The sequence below is a fragment of the Jiella avicenniae genome, assembly GCF_021390325.1.
GTDB lineage: Bacteria > Pseudomonadota > Alphaproteobacteria > Rhizobiales > Rhizobiaceae > Jiella > Jiella avicenniae.
Map to the genome: position 1 here is coordinate 200,553 of NZ_JAJUWU010000008.1, position 12,436 is coordinate 212,988.

General features: G+C 67.0%; 11 protein-coding genes and 1 pseudogene. 5 read left to right on the forward strand and 7 right to left on the reverse strand.

The features are described from left to right. Positions 1-45: 45 nt before the first annotated feature. On the reverse strand, positions 46-2,112 hold the full coding sequence (locus LZD57_RS09920; protein WP_233719452.1) for a DUF4139 domain-containing protein: 2,067 nt from the start codon (positions 2,110-2,112) through the stop codon (positions 46-48). A 117-nt stretch (positions 2,113-2,229) separates the two neighbouring features. Here LZD57_RS09920 and LZD57_RS09925 point away from each other — a divergent pair, with 117 nt between their 5' ends. Next, on the forward strand, positions 2,230-2,589 hold the full coding sequence (locus tag LZD57_RS09925; RefSeq protein WP_233719453.1) for a hypothetical protein: 360 nt from the start codon (positions 2,230-2,232) through the stop codon (positions 2,587-2,589). 145 nt (positions 2,590-2,734) lie between these two features. Continuing rightward, entirely contained in the window at positions 2,735-3,151 is a 417-nt protein-coding gene (locus tag LZD57_RS09930; RefSeq protein WP_233719454.1) for a DUF4864 domain-containing protein, read from the forward strand. A gap of 51 nt (positions 3,152-3,202) precedes the next feature. Here the strand turns inward: LZD57_RS09930 and tgt are convergent, their stop codons facing one another. Then, positions 3,203-4,336, reverse strand: coding sequence for a tRNA guanosine(34) transglycosylase Tgt (gene tgt, locus LZD57_RS09935; RefSeq protein WP_233719455.1), 1,134 nt, complete (start codon positions 4,334-4,336; stop codon positions 3,203-3,205). A gap of 207 nt (positions 4,337-4,543) precedes the next feature. On the opposite strand from tgt, the gene LZD57_RS09940 reads away from it, so the two are divergent. Further along, positions 4,544-4,861 (forward strand): DUF1236 domain-containing protein, encoded by a 318-nt coding sequence (locus LZD57_RS09940; RefSeq protein ID WP_233719456.1) that lies wholly within the window; start codon positions 4,544-4,546, stop codon positions 4,859-4,861. A gap of 75 nt (positions 4,862-4,936) precedes the next feature. Here the strand turns inward: LZD57_RS09940 and queA are convergent, their stop codons facing one another. The 4 genes from queA to coaD all read right to left on the reverse strand — a co-directional run bounded on the left by queA (position 4,937) and on the right by coaD (position 7,861). Beyond that, on the reverse strand, positions 4,937-6,031 hold the full coding sequence (gene queA, locus LZD57_RS09945; protein ID WP_233719457.1) for a tRNA preQ1(34) S-adenosylmethionine ribosyltransferase-isomerase QueA: 1,095 nt from the start codon (positions 6,029-6,031) through the stop codon (positions 4,937-4,939). Positions 6,032-6,116: 85 nt separating this feature from the next. Continuing rightward, entirely contained in the window at positions 6,117-6,587 is a 471-nt protein-coding gene (locus LZD57_RS09950; RefSeq protein ID WP_233719458.1) for a peptidylprolyl isomerase, read from the reverse strand. 160 nt (positions 6,588-6,747) lie between these two features. Beyond that, entirely contained in the window at positions 6,748-7,338 is a 591-nt protein-coding gene (locus LZD57_RS09955) for a peptidylprolyl isomerase (protein ID WP_233719459.1), read from the reverse strand. A gap of 28 nt (positions 7,339-7,366) precedes the next feature. Then, on the reverse strand, positions 7,367-7,861 hold the full coding sequence (gene coaD, locus LZD57_RS09960; RefSeq protein ID WP_233719460.1) for a pantetheine-phosphate adenylyltransferase: 495 nt from the start codon (positions 7,859-7,861) through the stop codon (positions 7,367-7,369). A 208-nt stretch (positions 7,862-8,069) separates the two neighbouring features. On the opposite strand from coaD, the gene LZD57_RS09965 reads away from it, so the two are divergent. Continuing rightward, positions 8,070-8,210, forward strand: a complete 141-nt coding sequence (locus tag LZD57_RS09965) for a hypothetical protein (protein ID WP_233719461.1) — start codon at positions 8,070-8,072, stop codon at positions 8,208-8,210. Between the two features lie 535 nt (positions 8,211-8,745). On the opposite strand, the pseudogene gyrA reads toward LZD57_RS09965, so the two are convergent. Further along, positions 8,746-11,373, reverse strand: a pseudogene (gyrA, locus tag LZD57_RS09970) (DNA gyrase subunit A); the annotation flags it as partial. Positions 11,374-11,738: 365 nt separating this feature from the next. On the opposite strand from gyrA, the gene LZD57_RS09975 reads away from it, so the two are divergent. Beyond that, positions 11,739-12,389, forward strand: a complete 651-nt coding sequence (locus tag LZD57_RS09975; RefSeq protein WP_233719462.1) for a MarC family protein — start codon at positions 11,739-11,741, stop codon at positions 12,387-12,389. Positions 12,390-12,436 lie beyond the last annotated feature (47 nt).

Consider the following 12,436-nt stretch of genomic DNA (forward strand, 5'->3'; position numbering starts at 1 on the left):
GGGCGCCGACCCTCTGCGACAGCTGCGCTCTCGCCCCTCGGCCCCTCAGATTGCCCCGATCTTCTCCCGCAGCCGCGCCTCGACTTCCTCGCGCTGGCTCTTCAGCGTCGCGATCTCCCGGTCGATGGCTTTCAGCTGATCTTCCTGATCGCGCATCGTGTCGAGATAGCGGTCGCGCAGATCGCCGGGACCCACCGCCTTGACGTTCTCGCGGATGCGGTCCTGGGCGGCATAGATGTCCTGTTTCTGGCCGCTGAGGGTGTCGATCCGGCGGTCGAGATCGGTCTTCTCGCCCTGGATCCCGGCGATCGCCTTCAGATCGGCCGAAAGCGCCGGATCCTGCGACTGGCTGGAGAAACGCAGAAGTTCTGACTGGCTGGCGTCGACCAGCGCGAAGCCCTCGTCGCGCACGAATCGATAGGTGGCCGCGATGTCGCGGGTCCCGCCTGCGGGGATCACCGCTTCGAGGCGATAGGAGTCTTCCGTCTCGCCGACCCTGCCGTCGGCGACGAGCTGCCAGCCGGACAGCTTCGGATGGTTGATGACGAGCTTGCGCTCGTCCTCGGCCGCATTCTGCGCCGTATAGACCGTGTGGCGCTCCTGGATCGACTTGTAGCGCAACACGCCGTCGACGACGCGCAGCTCGCTGACGAGCTCCTGCGGCTTTTCGGTGGTGTTCACCGTCAGCTTCCGGTCGAGCGCGAACTGGACCTGCCGCTCTTCGCCCGCCGGCACCGGCAGAAGCGTCGAATCGCCGACATAGCCCGAGGGATCGTAGACCGTGACGATCCCGGCCGGCAGCGCCGAACCGGTCTCGTTGTCGAGCTGGACCGCCGCGGTCGGATGGATCTCGCCCCGATCCGGCGTGAACACGGCGATGCGCTCGGCCGGCACATCCGAATCGACCACCGGGACCGACAGCGTCGAGCCGGCGTCGAGCGTCACCGGCTGGGGCAGCGGATAGGTGACGGAGACGTCGCCCTCGACCGCCTCGCCGACCTCGCTCGCCTCGCCGATCGAGAACTCGGCCGATTCCGGCATCGGCGCGGCGGCCATCAGATTGTCGGCAAAGGCAGCGGCGCCGCCCACCGACCGGCCGGCCTTGGCGCTCATCGCAGGGCTCGGCACCGTCCCGCGATCGGCATCCGGAATCGACTGCCTATCAACGAAGACGGGCACTTCCGGCCGCTCCTTGAAAAACGGATCGAAGAGGTTCTGGCGCAGCGTCACGGGCGAACCCGAGGACAGCGCGACCGTGACGTCGCTCCAGTTCTCGCCGGTGGCGTTCTCGATCACCGCCCAGCTCTGCAGCCGGCCCTTGCCGTCCTTGCCGAGCACCAGCCGATGGGACGACTTCCACACCGGCGCGGCGACGACATAGTCGAACTCGATGGTCCGCGCGCCCGTCCCGTCGACCTTGACGGAGACGAGGCGGCTGTCGTCGGAGAGGCTGCGCGACAGCGACTGGACGGCCTTCTTCAGCTCTTCGGCCGTGTCTTCGTCGAGGATCTCCACCGAAGTGTCGGCAAAGACCGGCAGCGAGCGGACGGAGCCGGTCTCGTCCAGCACCGCCACGATGGCGAGCGGCCTCTGCGACTTTTCCGCGCTTTCGCCTGCCGGCGGCTGCGAGGTGCCGAGCACGGTGCCGGTTACCGAGCGGTCGCCCTCGATGCGCACCCTGGCGCCCTTCAGCTTGTTCAGGAGCAGCGGCAGCGAATCGAGATCGGCGGGGGTGAACAGGGCGGCGCGCGAAAGCTCCTGGGCATTGACCGAGCCTTCCAGCGACACCTGACCGACCCCGCCGCCGGGATTGCGCACGACGAGGCTCTTCAGGACGTCGTTGACCTGGTCGAGAAGAACTTCCATGCCGATCGTGGCATCGCCGGAGACTTCGGCCGAGCGAACGATCTCGGCGACGCCGCCCGAATAGAGCACGATCCTACGGATGTCGCCGGTGCGGGTCGGCTCGGCCGACGCCGAAAGCGCCGCGCCGCCGGCCCGGCTCGCCGCCGGCGCCGGAGCGTTCGGCTGGGAAGACTGGGCGCCGGCGAGCGCCGTCGTCGCCAGAAGCGCCGCGAGCGTGGCCGTGGTGATCATGTGGAATTTGCGCATGAGATCTCCGATGTCATGACCCGAGACGCCGGCGAGCGTCGGCGGCGCAAACCGCCGAGCAGCGTCGAGGACGACGTCTGAAGCCCCGTAGGCCTCTTGCCTATGATTCGTGGCGAGTTGAAGAAGAGGGCGGCCTCGAAGTGGGAATACACGCCCGGCGAATGGACCATCCGCCCGGACGCGCTTGCCTTCCCGGCGCGCTTGCTCGAATGTGCGGGCATGGACACCACCGACAAAACGCCCGGCGCTCCCGCCGGCACCGCAGACATCCTCGCCCGGGCGAAAGCCGCGGCGGAGACGCTGAACGACGCCCTGCGCGAGGCGGCGCGCCGGGACGTGGCCCTGTCGATCGCCATCGTCAGCGAGCCGCTGACACCCGATGGTCCCGGTCCCGAGGTGAACGTCGTCGAACTCGGCCATCGCGCCCATCAGGAAGGCCTGCGGCCCGAAGACCTTTCCTCCGCCAACGACGACTGACATCCCGATCCCGCGCGATCGGCGTGATCGGGAGGCGTGACGGCGTCGGCAGATATCCGGTCATCACGGGCAATTGACCGCGGGGGCGGTGTCCGTGGCGGCGACATGGGCGAATCTTCCGCATCGAGACCACGGAGGACCGCCGATGACATCCGCGCCGACCCTGCTGCTTTGCGCCGCCCTCGCCTTCGCGGCGCCGGTTTCCGCCCGCGCCGACGATGCCGGCGAGATCCGCGCGGCGATCTCCGCCCAGCTCGAGGCCTTCAACGCCGGCAACGGCGCCGAAGCCTATTCCTACGCCGCGCCGAACATTCAGGCCATCTTCCCGAGCCCCGGCCAGTTCATGGGCATGGTGCAGTCCGCCTACGATCCGGTCTATCATTCCCGAAGTGCCGTCTTCGGCGCGCTGAAGCCGGAGGGCGACGGCTTCCGTCAGGAGGTCTACCTCACCGACCGCAAGGGCAAGAGCTGGATCGCCAGCTACACGCTGCAGCGCCAGCCGGACGGGTCGATGAAGATCACCGGCTGCTCGCTGCGCAAGGGCAACGACGTCGCGGTCTGAGCAATCTTTCGCTGCAGCGAAAGGCGGTGACGGGCGAAGGAACGGCCGATGTCAGCCGAGCGGCGGCAGATCGCCCCTCGCCCAGGCTTCTTTCGTCTCGCCCATGAAATTCCCATACCGCCGGGCCTCGATCGCGCCGCGGATGCCGGCCATCAGGTCCTGGTAATAGGCGAGGTTGTTCCAGGTGAGCAGCATGCCGCCGAGGGATTCGTCCGAGCGCACGAGGTGATGGAGATAGGCGCGCGAATAGTCGCGGGCGGCCGGGCAATCGGATTCCTCGTCGAGCGGACGATGATCCTCGGCATGGCGGGCGTTCTTCAGGTTGATCTTGCCGCGGCGGGTGTAGGCGAGGCCGTGGCGCCCCGCCCGCGTCGGCATCACGCAGTCGAACATGTCGATGCCGCGCGCCACCGACTGGATGATGTCGTCGGGCGTTCCGACGCCCATCAGATAGCGCGGCTTCTCTTGCGGCAGGACGGGCAGCGTCTCGTCGAGGGTCGCCAGCATGACGTCCTGCGGCTCGCCGACCGCCAGCCCGCCGACGGCATAGCCCTTCAGATCCATCGCCGACAGGCCCGCCGCCGAGCGCTGGCGCAGGTCGATTTCGGTACCGCCCTGGACGATGCCGAACATCGCCTTGCCCGGCTGATCGCCGAAGGCGGTCTTGCAGCGCTCCGCCCAGCGCAGGGACATCTCCATCGCCCGCTCGATCTCCTTGCGCTCCGCCGGCAGGCGGATGCATTCGTCGAGCTGCATCTGGATGTCGCTGTCGAGCAGACCCTGGATTTCGATCGAGCGTTCCGGCGTCAGCGAATGGACCGAGCCGTCGACATGCGAGCGGAAGGTCACGCCCTTTTCGTCGAGCTTCCGCAGATCGGCGAGCGACATCACTTGGAAGCCGCCCGAATCGGTGAGGATCGGATACGGCCAGCGGGCAAATTCGTGCAGTCCGCCGAGCCGCGCCACCCGCTCGGCGCCCGGCCGCAGCATCAGATGGTAGACGTTGCCGAGGATGATGTCGGCGCCGAGCTCGCGGACCTGGGACAGATACATCGCCTTGACCGTGCCGGCGGTGCCGACGGGCATGAAGGCGGGCGTGCGCACCATCCCGCGGGGCATGGTGATCTCGCCGCGGCGGGCTTTGCCGTCGGTGGCGGTAAGGCGGAAGGAAAAGCGTTCTGTCATGGCCGGCATCCGGTAGCGCGACCGGCGCCCGCTGGCAACGCGCCTCACGCCCCGCATCGCGTGGAGCCGACTATCCCGCCCCTGACGACTTGTCTTCCGCCCATCGAGAATTGTTGCAGAGCGATACGATACGCGACCGGGTCGCGGGAACGGGAATGCGCGAACGGAGTTTTCGAGGCGGGACGAAATCCGAAAGGAACTTGTACGATGAAACACCTGCTCCTCGCCGCAGCGATCGCCGCCGGCGCACCGGCGGCCGCGCTCGCCCAGACCACCACCACGACGACCACCACCGTCCAGACCACGGAACCGGACTACGGCACGATCCGTACCTACGTCACCAAGGAGCGTCATGAATCCGTGGCTGCGCCCACCGGCTACACGGTGACCGTCGGCACGCCGCTGCCCGAGCCGGTGCCGCTCTACCGGCTTCCGGACGACGTCGGCCCCTACGAATACGGCGTCGTCGACGGCCGTACGGTCGTGGTCGACGAGAACCGCAACGTCATCCAGATCCTCGACTGACCGTCGGTCCGAGGACCCGCAGCAATGATGGACGGGGCACGAACTGCCCCGTCTTTTTTTTGCGTAGGGGAACTGTCAGCGCCCGGCGGGATCGAGCAGGCAGGCGTCGCCGTAGGAATAGAACCGGTAGCCCGTCTCGATCGCATGGGCGTAGGCGCCCCGCATCGCCTCAAGGCCGGCGAAGGCCGAGACCAGCATGAACAGCGTCGAGCGCGGCAGGTGGAAGTTGGTCAACAGCCGGTCGACCGCGCGGAACCGGTAGCCCGGGGTGATGAAGATGTCGGTCGGCCCGGAAAACGGGCGAATCACGCCGTCTTCGCCGGCGGCGCTTTCGAGGAGCCGCAGCGAGGTCGTGCCGACGGAGACGATCCGCCCGCCGCTTCTTCGAACTTCGTTCAGCCGCTCGGCCGTCGGCTCGTCCACATGGCCGATCTCGGCATGCATCCGGTGGTCGCCGGTATCCTCCGCCTTGACCGGCAGGAACGTCCCTGCCCCGACATGCAGCGTCAGGAAGGCCGTGCCGACGCCGCGCGCGGCGAACTCCTCCATCAGCTCCGGCGTGAAATGCAGCCCCGCCGTCGGAGCCGCGACGGCGCCGCTCTCTTTGGCGAAGATCGTCTGATAATCGCGACGATCGGCCGCGTCCTCGGCCCGCTTGGAGGCGATGTAGGGCGGCAGCGGAATGGCGCCGACCGCCGCGATCGCCTCGTCGAGAGCCGGCCCCGAGAACTCGAAGCAGAGCGTCGCCTCGCCGCCCTCGCCCCGCTCCTCGACGACGCCGACGAGGCTCGACATCGCACAGGCCCCGTCCCGTTCGGCGCCGAAGACGATCCGGTCGCCGACCTTCACCCGCTTGGCCGGCCTGACGAAGGCCTTCCAGCGCTCGGGCGACAGCCGCATGTGCAGCGTCGCCTCGATCCGCGCCACACCCTCGCCGTCGGCTCTGCCGTCGCGGCGACGGATGCCGGTCAGCCGCGCGGGAATGACCCTGGTGTCGTTGAAGACCAGAACGTCGCCCGGCTCGAGCAGCCCAGGCAGGTCGCGGACGTGACGATTCGCCAGCCTGCCGCCCGCGCCGACATGCAGAAGCCGCGCCGCTTCGCGCGGCACGGCTGGCCGGAGCGCGATCCGCTCCTCCGGCAGTTCGAAATCGAAAAGATCGACGCGCATGGTTCGGCGCCCGTTCCCTCGCTCACCGTGTTGCCGTGCGCCGCCGTGTGGCGTCACTCGCCGGTGGCAGTGCGCGACGACGGCCTCAGAGGTCTGCGGCGACTCGCATGGTGGTGATCTGGTCGGGATCGCGCACCGGCTCGCCGCGCTTGATCGTGTCGACGACGTCCATGCCCTCGATCACCTCGCCCCAGACCGAATACTGCTTGTTCAGCCAGGGGGCGTCCTCGAAGCAGATGAAGAACTGCGAATTGGCCGAGTTCGGATTGGCCGTGCGCGCCGCCGAGACGGTGCCGCGCTTGTGCGGCTCGTCGGAGAATTCCGCCTTGAGGTCGGGCTTGTCCGAACCGCCGCTGCCGGTCCCCGTCGGATCGCCCGTCTGGGCCATGAAGCCGTCGATCACCCGGTGGAACACCACGCCGTCGTAGAAGCCCTCGCGGGCGAGTTCCTTGACCCGCGCCACATGGTTCGGAGCGATGTCCGGCCGCAGCTTGATCACCACCTTGCCCTTGGTGGTCTCCAGAACGAGCGTGTCTTCGGGGTTTTCGTAAGCCAATGGGACGTCCTCTTTGCCGTTTGCGTTGCGGGGCGTCGATGCGCCCCGGCTGTCTATCGCGGCTGTTTGGGCGTTTTTGGCCGGACACGCAAGAGGAGGGCCGGATCGGACCCGCCGCGGCCCGCGCGAAGCGAAGAGCGGCGGGCCGTCGGAGCTCGGCCTATTTTTCGTCAGCCGCGACGCGGACGCTCAGCATTTCGTCGGGATCGTCGACCGCGCCGTTCGCCTGGGAGTCGCCCTTCTTGATCTTGTCGACGACGTCCATGCCGGAGATCACGTCGCCGACGACGGTGTACTGGCCGTCGAGGAAATCGCCGTCCGCCAGCATGATGAAGAACTGCGAATTGGCGGAATTCGGGTCTTGCGCCCGCGCCATGCCGACGGTGCCGCGATCGAAGGTCTCCTGCGAGAACTCGGCCTTCAGATCGGGCAATTTGGAGCCGCCCATGCCGGCCCGGCTCGCATCGAAACTCGCGGCCCCTTCCTTGCCGAACTCGACGTCGCCGGTCTGCGCCATGAAGCCGTCGATCACCCGGTGAAAGACGACCTTGTCATAGGCCTTCTGGCGGGCGAGTTCCTTGATCCGCGCGACGTGCTGAGGCGCCAGATCCGGGCGCAGCTGGATGTCGATCTCGCCGTCCTTGGTCGTGATCACCAGCGTGTTCTCGGGCTCGGCCTTCGACTGTGCGAAAGCCGGTGCGGCCGCGAGCGAGAGCACGGCTGCCAAGCCGAGCGTTGCAATGAATTTCATCCTGTCACCCCAATCGATGTCCGGCCCGCTATTGCGAGCTGCGTTTCCCCCTGATCGCCGTCGCGACATGGGCCGGAACGAAACGCGAAACATCCCCGCCCATGGCCGCGATCTGGCGAACCAATGTGGCGGTAATAGGCCTCGTCTGCGGAGTCGCCGGGAAAAACAGCGTCACGATCTCCGGCTGCATGGCGCCGTTCATGCCGGCCATCTGCATCTCGTAGTCGAGGTCCGTTCCGTCGCGCACTCCGCGGATCAGCGCCACCGCCCCCGCCTCGCGCGCGGCCTCCACGACCAGCCCTTCGAAGGCGACGACGGAGACCACCGCGGCACTTTCCATCCCTGCGGTCGCCTCGCGGATCAGGGCCGCCCGCTCTTCGAAGGAAAACAGCGGTTTCTTGCCGGGATGGACGCCGATGGCGACGACGATTTCGTCGAACAGTCGCATCGCCTGTTCGAGAACCGCCAGGTGGCCGTTGGTCATCGGGTCGAAGGAGCCCGGGTAGAATGCTCGTCTCGTCATGTCCCGTTCCTCATCACGCTCATTTGCGCGCCGCGGACGAAAGTTTATTGGCCTCGGACCGCGCGCATATACACTTTCGTCACGTCGACACCCGGAGGATGAGACGTCTACGCGCCGACATACCGCACCCCGTCACGACGCGCAGTCGCTAAAAATTGGAACGAATTGCATTCTTCGGCAGTTTGAGGGTGAAAATGGAGATGCGCACATGCTGATGATCGCCCTGTCGATGACCATGGTCGTGACCCTCGTGACGGCGACCGCCATCGCGATGAACGAAGAACGCCAGGATGCCCGGGTCAAGGTGCTGGCGAAAAAGCAGAGCGGTTTCGGCCTCGGCCCCCGCTGACATTCGGGCCCTGATCGTCACTCGGTCACTCGGCGATCGTCTTGCCGATTTCGCATATCTCAGGCGGGCTCGCGCGAGCGGCCGTCATGCGGCGGCAACGCTGGATGACCAGGGTCTCCGCCGCTGAGGGGCACCCGTTCAGTCAGCCCCGCATGGGAAAGTTGCGCCTGTGCTGCAGCCGACCTCAACATCCGGCTACTTGTGCGACTTTTCGGCACCCGCAAGGGTCGGCGGCGAAACGCAATTCCGGCTTGAAACGAATTTTATTCCGACCGTCTTGTTCTGACGCGACCCAAGCTGCGATAGTCCATCGTGCAAACGGCCATTCCGCCTCCGCGGAATGGCCGTTCGTCTTTGGATCTCGGTTTGCAGCTCAGTCCTGCGGATCGTCGGTCCCGTCGTCCGGGGTCGCATCGGGACCTTCGTCCGGCGCCGAGTCGTCCCCGCCGCTGTCCACACCGCCACCTTCGCCTTCGGCGCTCGGACCGGTCAGATCCTCTTCCGCCTCGCCGGCCTCGTCCGCACCCTGATCCGGAATCCGCTCGACCGAGACGACGCGTTCGCCGTCTGCGGTGCGGAAGATGGTGACGCCGCCGGTGGCCCGGCCCTTCATGCCGATGCCCTCGATCGGCACCCGGATCACCTGCCCGCGATCGGTCACAAGCAGAAGCTGATCCTCGCTCTCCACCGGGAAGCCGGCGACCAGCTGGCCGAGCTTGTCGAGGCGGTTTGTGTCGGTGGCGCGAATGCCCTTGCCGCCGCGCCCGGAGGTACGGAACTCGTAGGACGACGAGCGCTTGCCGTAGCCATATTCGGAGATGGTGAGGATGAACTCCTCCTTCGCGCCGAGTTCCCCGTAGCGCTCCGGATCGATCGCGACGTCCTCGACGCCTTCCTCGTCGACGCTCGGCGCATCGCCGCCCGGATCGCCGCCGAGATCGCCTTCGACGGCGCGGCGCATCTTCAGATAGGAGGCGCGCTCGGCCGGCGTGGCATCGACGTGCCTAAGGATCGCCATCGAGACGACCGTCTCGCCCTTGCCCAGCGAGATGCCCCTGACGCCGACCGAATTGCGCCCCGCAAAGACGCGCACATCCGTCGTCGGGAAGCGGATGCACTGGCCGGAACTCGCGGTGAGGAGAACGTCGTCGTCCTCGGTGCAGGTCGCCACCGCCAGGATCTCGTCGCCCTCCTCGTCGAGCTTCATGGCGATCTTGCCGTTGCGGTTCACCTGGACGAAATCCGACAGCTTGTTGCGCCGGACCGTGCCGCGGGTGGTCGCGAACATGACGTTCAGCCGCTCCGCCGCGTCCATGTCGCTCGGCAGCGGCAGGATCGAGGTGATCCGCTCGCCCTTTTCCAGCGGCAGGAGATTGATCAGCGCCTTGCCGCGCGACTGCGGCGTCGCCAGCGGCAGGCGCCAGACCTTCTCCTTGTAGACGATGCCGCGCGAGGAGAAGAACAGGACCGCGGTATGGGTATTGGCGACGAACAGCCGCGTCACCGAATCCTCGTCGTTCTTCAAGGACATGCCGGAGCGGCCCTTGCCGCCGCGGCGCTGCGCGCGGTAGGTGCCGAGCGGCACGCGCTTGATGTAGCCGCCGTGGGAGACGGTCACCACCATGTCCTCGCGCGGGATGAGGTCCTCGTCCTCCATGTCCGCCGCGCCCTCGGTGAGCTGGGTGCGGCGCGGCGTCGCGAACTCGTCGCGGATGGCGGCGAGTTCGGCCTTGATGATCTCGCGCACCCGGGTCCGCGAGGAGAGGATTTCGAGATATTCGCGGATCTCGGCGCCGATCTTGTTCAGCTCGTCGCCGATCTCGTCGCGGCCGAGCGCCGTCAGCCGCTGCAGGCGAAGGTCGAGGATCGCCCGCGCCTGGGCTTCCGACAGGCGGTATGTGCCGTCCTCGGAGATGCGGTGGCGCGGATCGTCGATCAGCCGGATGAGCGGCGCGACGTCCTTGGCGTCCCATTCGCGCGTCATCAGCTGCTCGCGCGCCGTTGCCGGATCCGGCGCCTGGCGGATCAGCTTGATCACCTCGTCGATATTGGCGACGGCGATGGCGAGGCCGACCAGCACGTGGGCGCGCTCGCGCGCCTTGCGCAGAAGGTACTTCGTGCGCCGGTTCACCACCTCTTCGCGGAAGGCGATGAAGGCCGACAGCATGTCGGACAGCGTCATCTGCTCCGGCTTGCCGCCGTTCAGCGCCACCATGTTGGCGCCGAAGGACGTCTGCAGCGGCGTGAAGCGGTAGAGCTGGTTGAGGATGACGTCGGACGAGGCGTCGCGCTTCAGTTCGACGACGACGCGGTAGCCCTCGCGGTCGGATTCGTCGCGGATGTCCGAGATGCCCTCGATGCGCTTGTCGCGCACGAGCTCGGCCATCTTCTCGATCATCGAGGCCTTGTTCACCTGGAACGGGACCTCGGTGATGACGATCGCTTCGCGCTCGCCGCGGATCGTCTCGACATGCACCTTGCCGCGCATCAGGATCGAGCCGCGGCCGGTCGAATAGGCCGAATGGATGCCCGCCCGGCCGAGGACCAGCGCCCCGGTCGGGAAGTCCGGCCCCGGAATGTGCTCCATCAACTCGTCCAGCGTGATCGCCGGATTGTCGATCATCGCGATGGTGCCGTCGATCACCTCGCCGAGATTGTGGGGCGGGATGTTCGTCGCCATGCCGACGGCGATGCCACCGGAGCCGTTGGCGAGAAGATTGGGGAAGCGCGCCGGCAGGACGACCGGCTCCATTTCGCGGCCGTCGTAATTCTCCTGGAAATCGACCGTTTCCTTGTCGATGTCCTCGAGCATCGGATCGGCGATCTTCTGCAGCCGGCACTCGGTGTAGCGCATGGCCGCCGGCGGATCGCCGTCGATCGAGCCGAAATTGCCCTGTCCGTCGATCAGCGGCGCACGCAGCGACCAGTCCTGCGCCATGCGCACGAGGGAATCGTAGATCGCCGAGTCGCCGTGCGGATGGAACTTACCCATCACCTCGCCGACGACGCCGGCGGACTTGCGGTAGGACTTGGTGGAGTTCAGCCCCATCTCGTGCATCGCATAGAGGATGCGCCGATGCACCGGCTTCAGGCCGTCGCGCACGTCGGGCAACGCGCGCGAGACGATCACGCTCATGGCGTAATCGAGATAGCTGCGCTGCATCTCGTCGATGATGGAGATGGTATCGATTCCGCTGCCCGGGCCGGAAGGCGGAGCGGGCGGCGTCGTGTCGTCGTTTTCGTCTGCCAAGAAGATGTCCTGATCAGCGGGAATTTCAGCCTTCGCTATAGCCCGGCAAGGCCGCGAGCGCAAATTTCGGCGTCCTGCGGCGACCATAAATTCTTCATGACTTTCAGAGCTTTGCGAGATCGAGCAAAGAATTCTCCCGCGCCTGGTGCGACATTCCCGTGTCGAAGGCGCCCAAGACGCGAATCGTCGCCGGAAATACCGGAAAGGCCGCTGCCCGGCTTGTTCCGGCGGTCGAACCTGTTACCCATCGTCAGTCCCTCGCGCTTCGGGCCGGAACGATGTTCGACGTCCTCCTCAACGGCTTCACCACCCTCTTCGTGATTCTCGATCCGCTCGGGCTGGTCCCGCTGTTCCTGGCGCTGACGCCGGGCGCCGGCGCCACCGAGCGCCGCAAGATCGCGCTTCGGGCGTCGGCGATCACTTTCGCCATCCTAGCGCTCTTCGCCCTCACCGGCCTCGCCGTCCTGGAAGCGCTGGGCATCACGCTCGGCGCCTTCCGTCTCGCCGGCGGCCTGTTCCTGTTCTGGATCGGTTTCGAGCTGGTCTTCGAGCGCCGGCGCGAACGCAAGGAACAGAGCGCCAGTCGCGTCCTCGACGACGACGAGACCGCCGACGTCGCGGCGTTTCCCCTCGCCATCCCGCTGATGGCCGGTCCCGGCGCGATCTCGGCGGTGATCCTGCTTGCCGGCAATCTCCCCGGGATCACCGGCAAGGCCGCCCTCCTCGCGGTCATTTTCGCGGCGGTTCTCGTCACCTTCGCCTTCCTCGCGGTGGCCCACCGCCTGGACCGTTTTCTGGGCGTCACCAGCCGGGCGGTGATTTCGCGGCTTCTCGGCGTGCTGCTCGCAGCGCTAGCCGTCCAGTTCGTCGCCGACGGCGTCGCGGCGCTGCTCCATTCGACCACCTACGTCGCCCCGGCCGCCATCTGACCCTCTCCCGCCCTTGCTTTCGCCCTGCCGGCAGGCCCGCCTCGATT

Bases quoted from the DNA above. Each gene is read 5' to 3' on its own strand.
- LZD57_RS09920 (WP_233719452.1), bottom strand. From the start codon at position 2,112: ATGCGCAAATTCCACATGATCACCACGGCCACGCTCGCGGCGCTTCTG.
- LZD57_RS09930 (WP_233719454.1), top strand. From the start codon at position 2,735: ATGACATCCGCGCCGACCCTGCTGCTTTGCGCCGCCCTCGCCTTCGCG.
- tgt (WP_233719455.1), bottom strand. From the start codon at position 4,336: ATGACAGAACGCTTTTCCTTCCGCCTTACCGCCACCGACGGCAAAGCC.
- LZD57_RS09940 (WP_233719456.1), top strand. From the start codon at position 4,544: ATGAAACACCTGCTCCTCGCCGCAGCGATCGCCGCCGGCGCACCGGCG.
- queA (WP_233719457.1), bottom strand. From the start codon at position 6,031: ATGCGCGTCGATCTTTTCGATTTCGAACTGCCGGAGGAGCGGATCGCG.
- LZD57_RS09955 (WP_233719459.1), bottom strand. From the start codon at position 7,338: ATGAAATTCATTGCAACGCTCGGCTTGGCAGCCGTGCTCTCGCTCGCG.
- coaD (WP_233719460.1), bottom strand. From the start codon at position 7,861: ATGACGAGACGAGCATTCTACCCGGGCTCCTTCGACCCGATGACCAAC.
- LZD57_RS09965 (WP_233719461.1), top strand. From the start codon at position 8,070: ATGCTGATGATCGCCCTGTCGATGACCATGGTCGTGACCCTCGTGACG.
- LZD57_RS09975 (WP_233719462.1), top strand. From the start codon at position 11,739: ATGTTCGACGTCCTCCTCAACGGCTTCACCACCCTCTTCGTGATTCTC.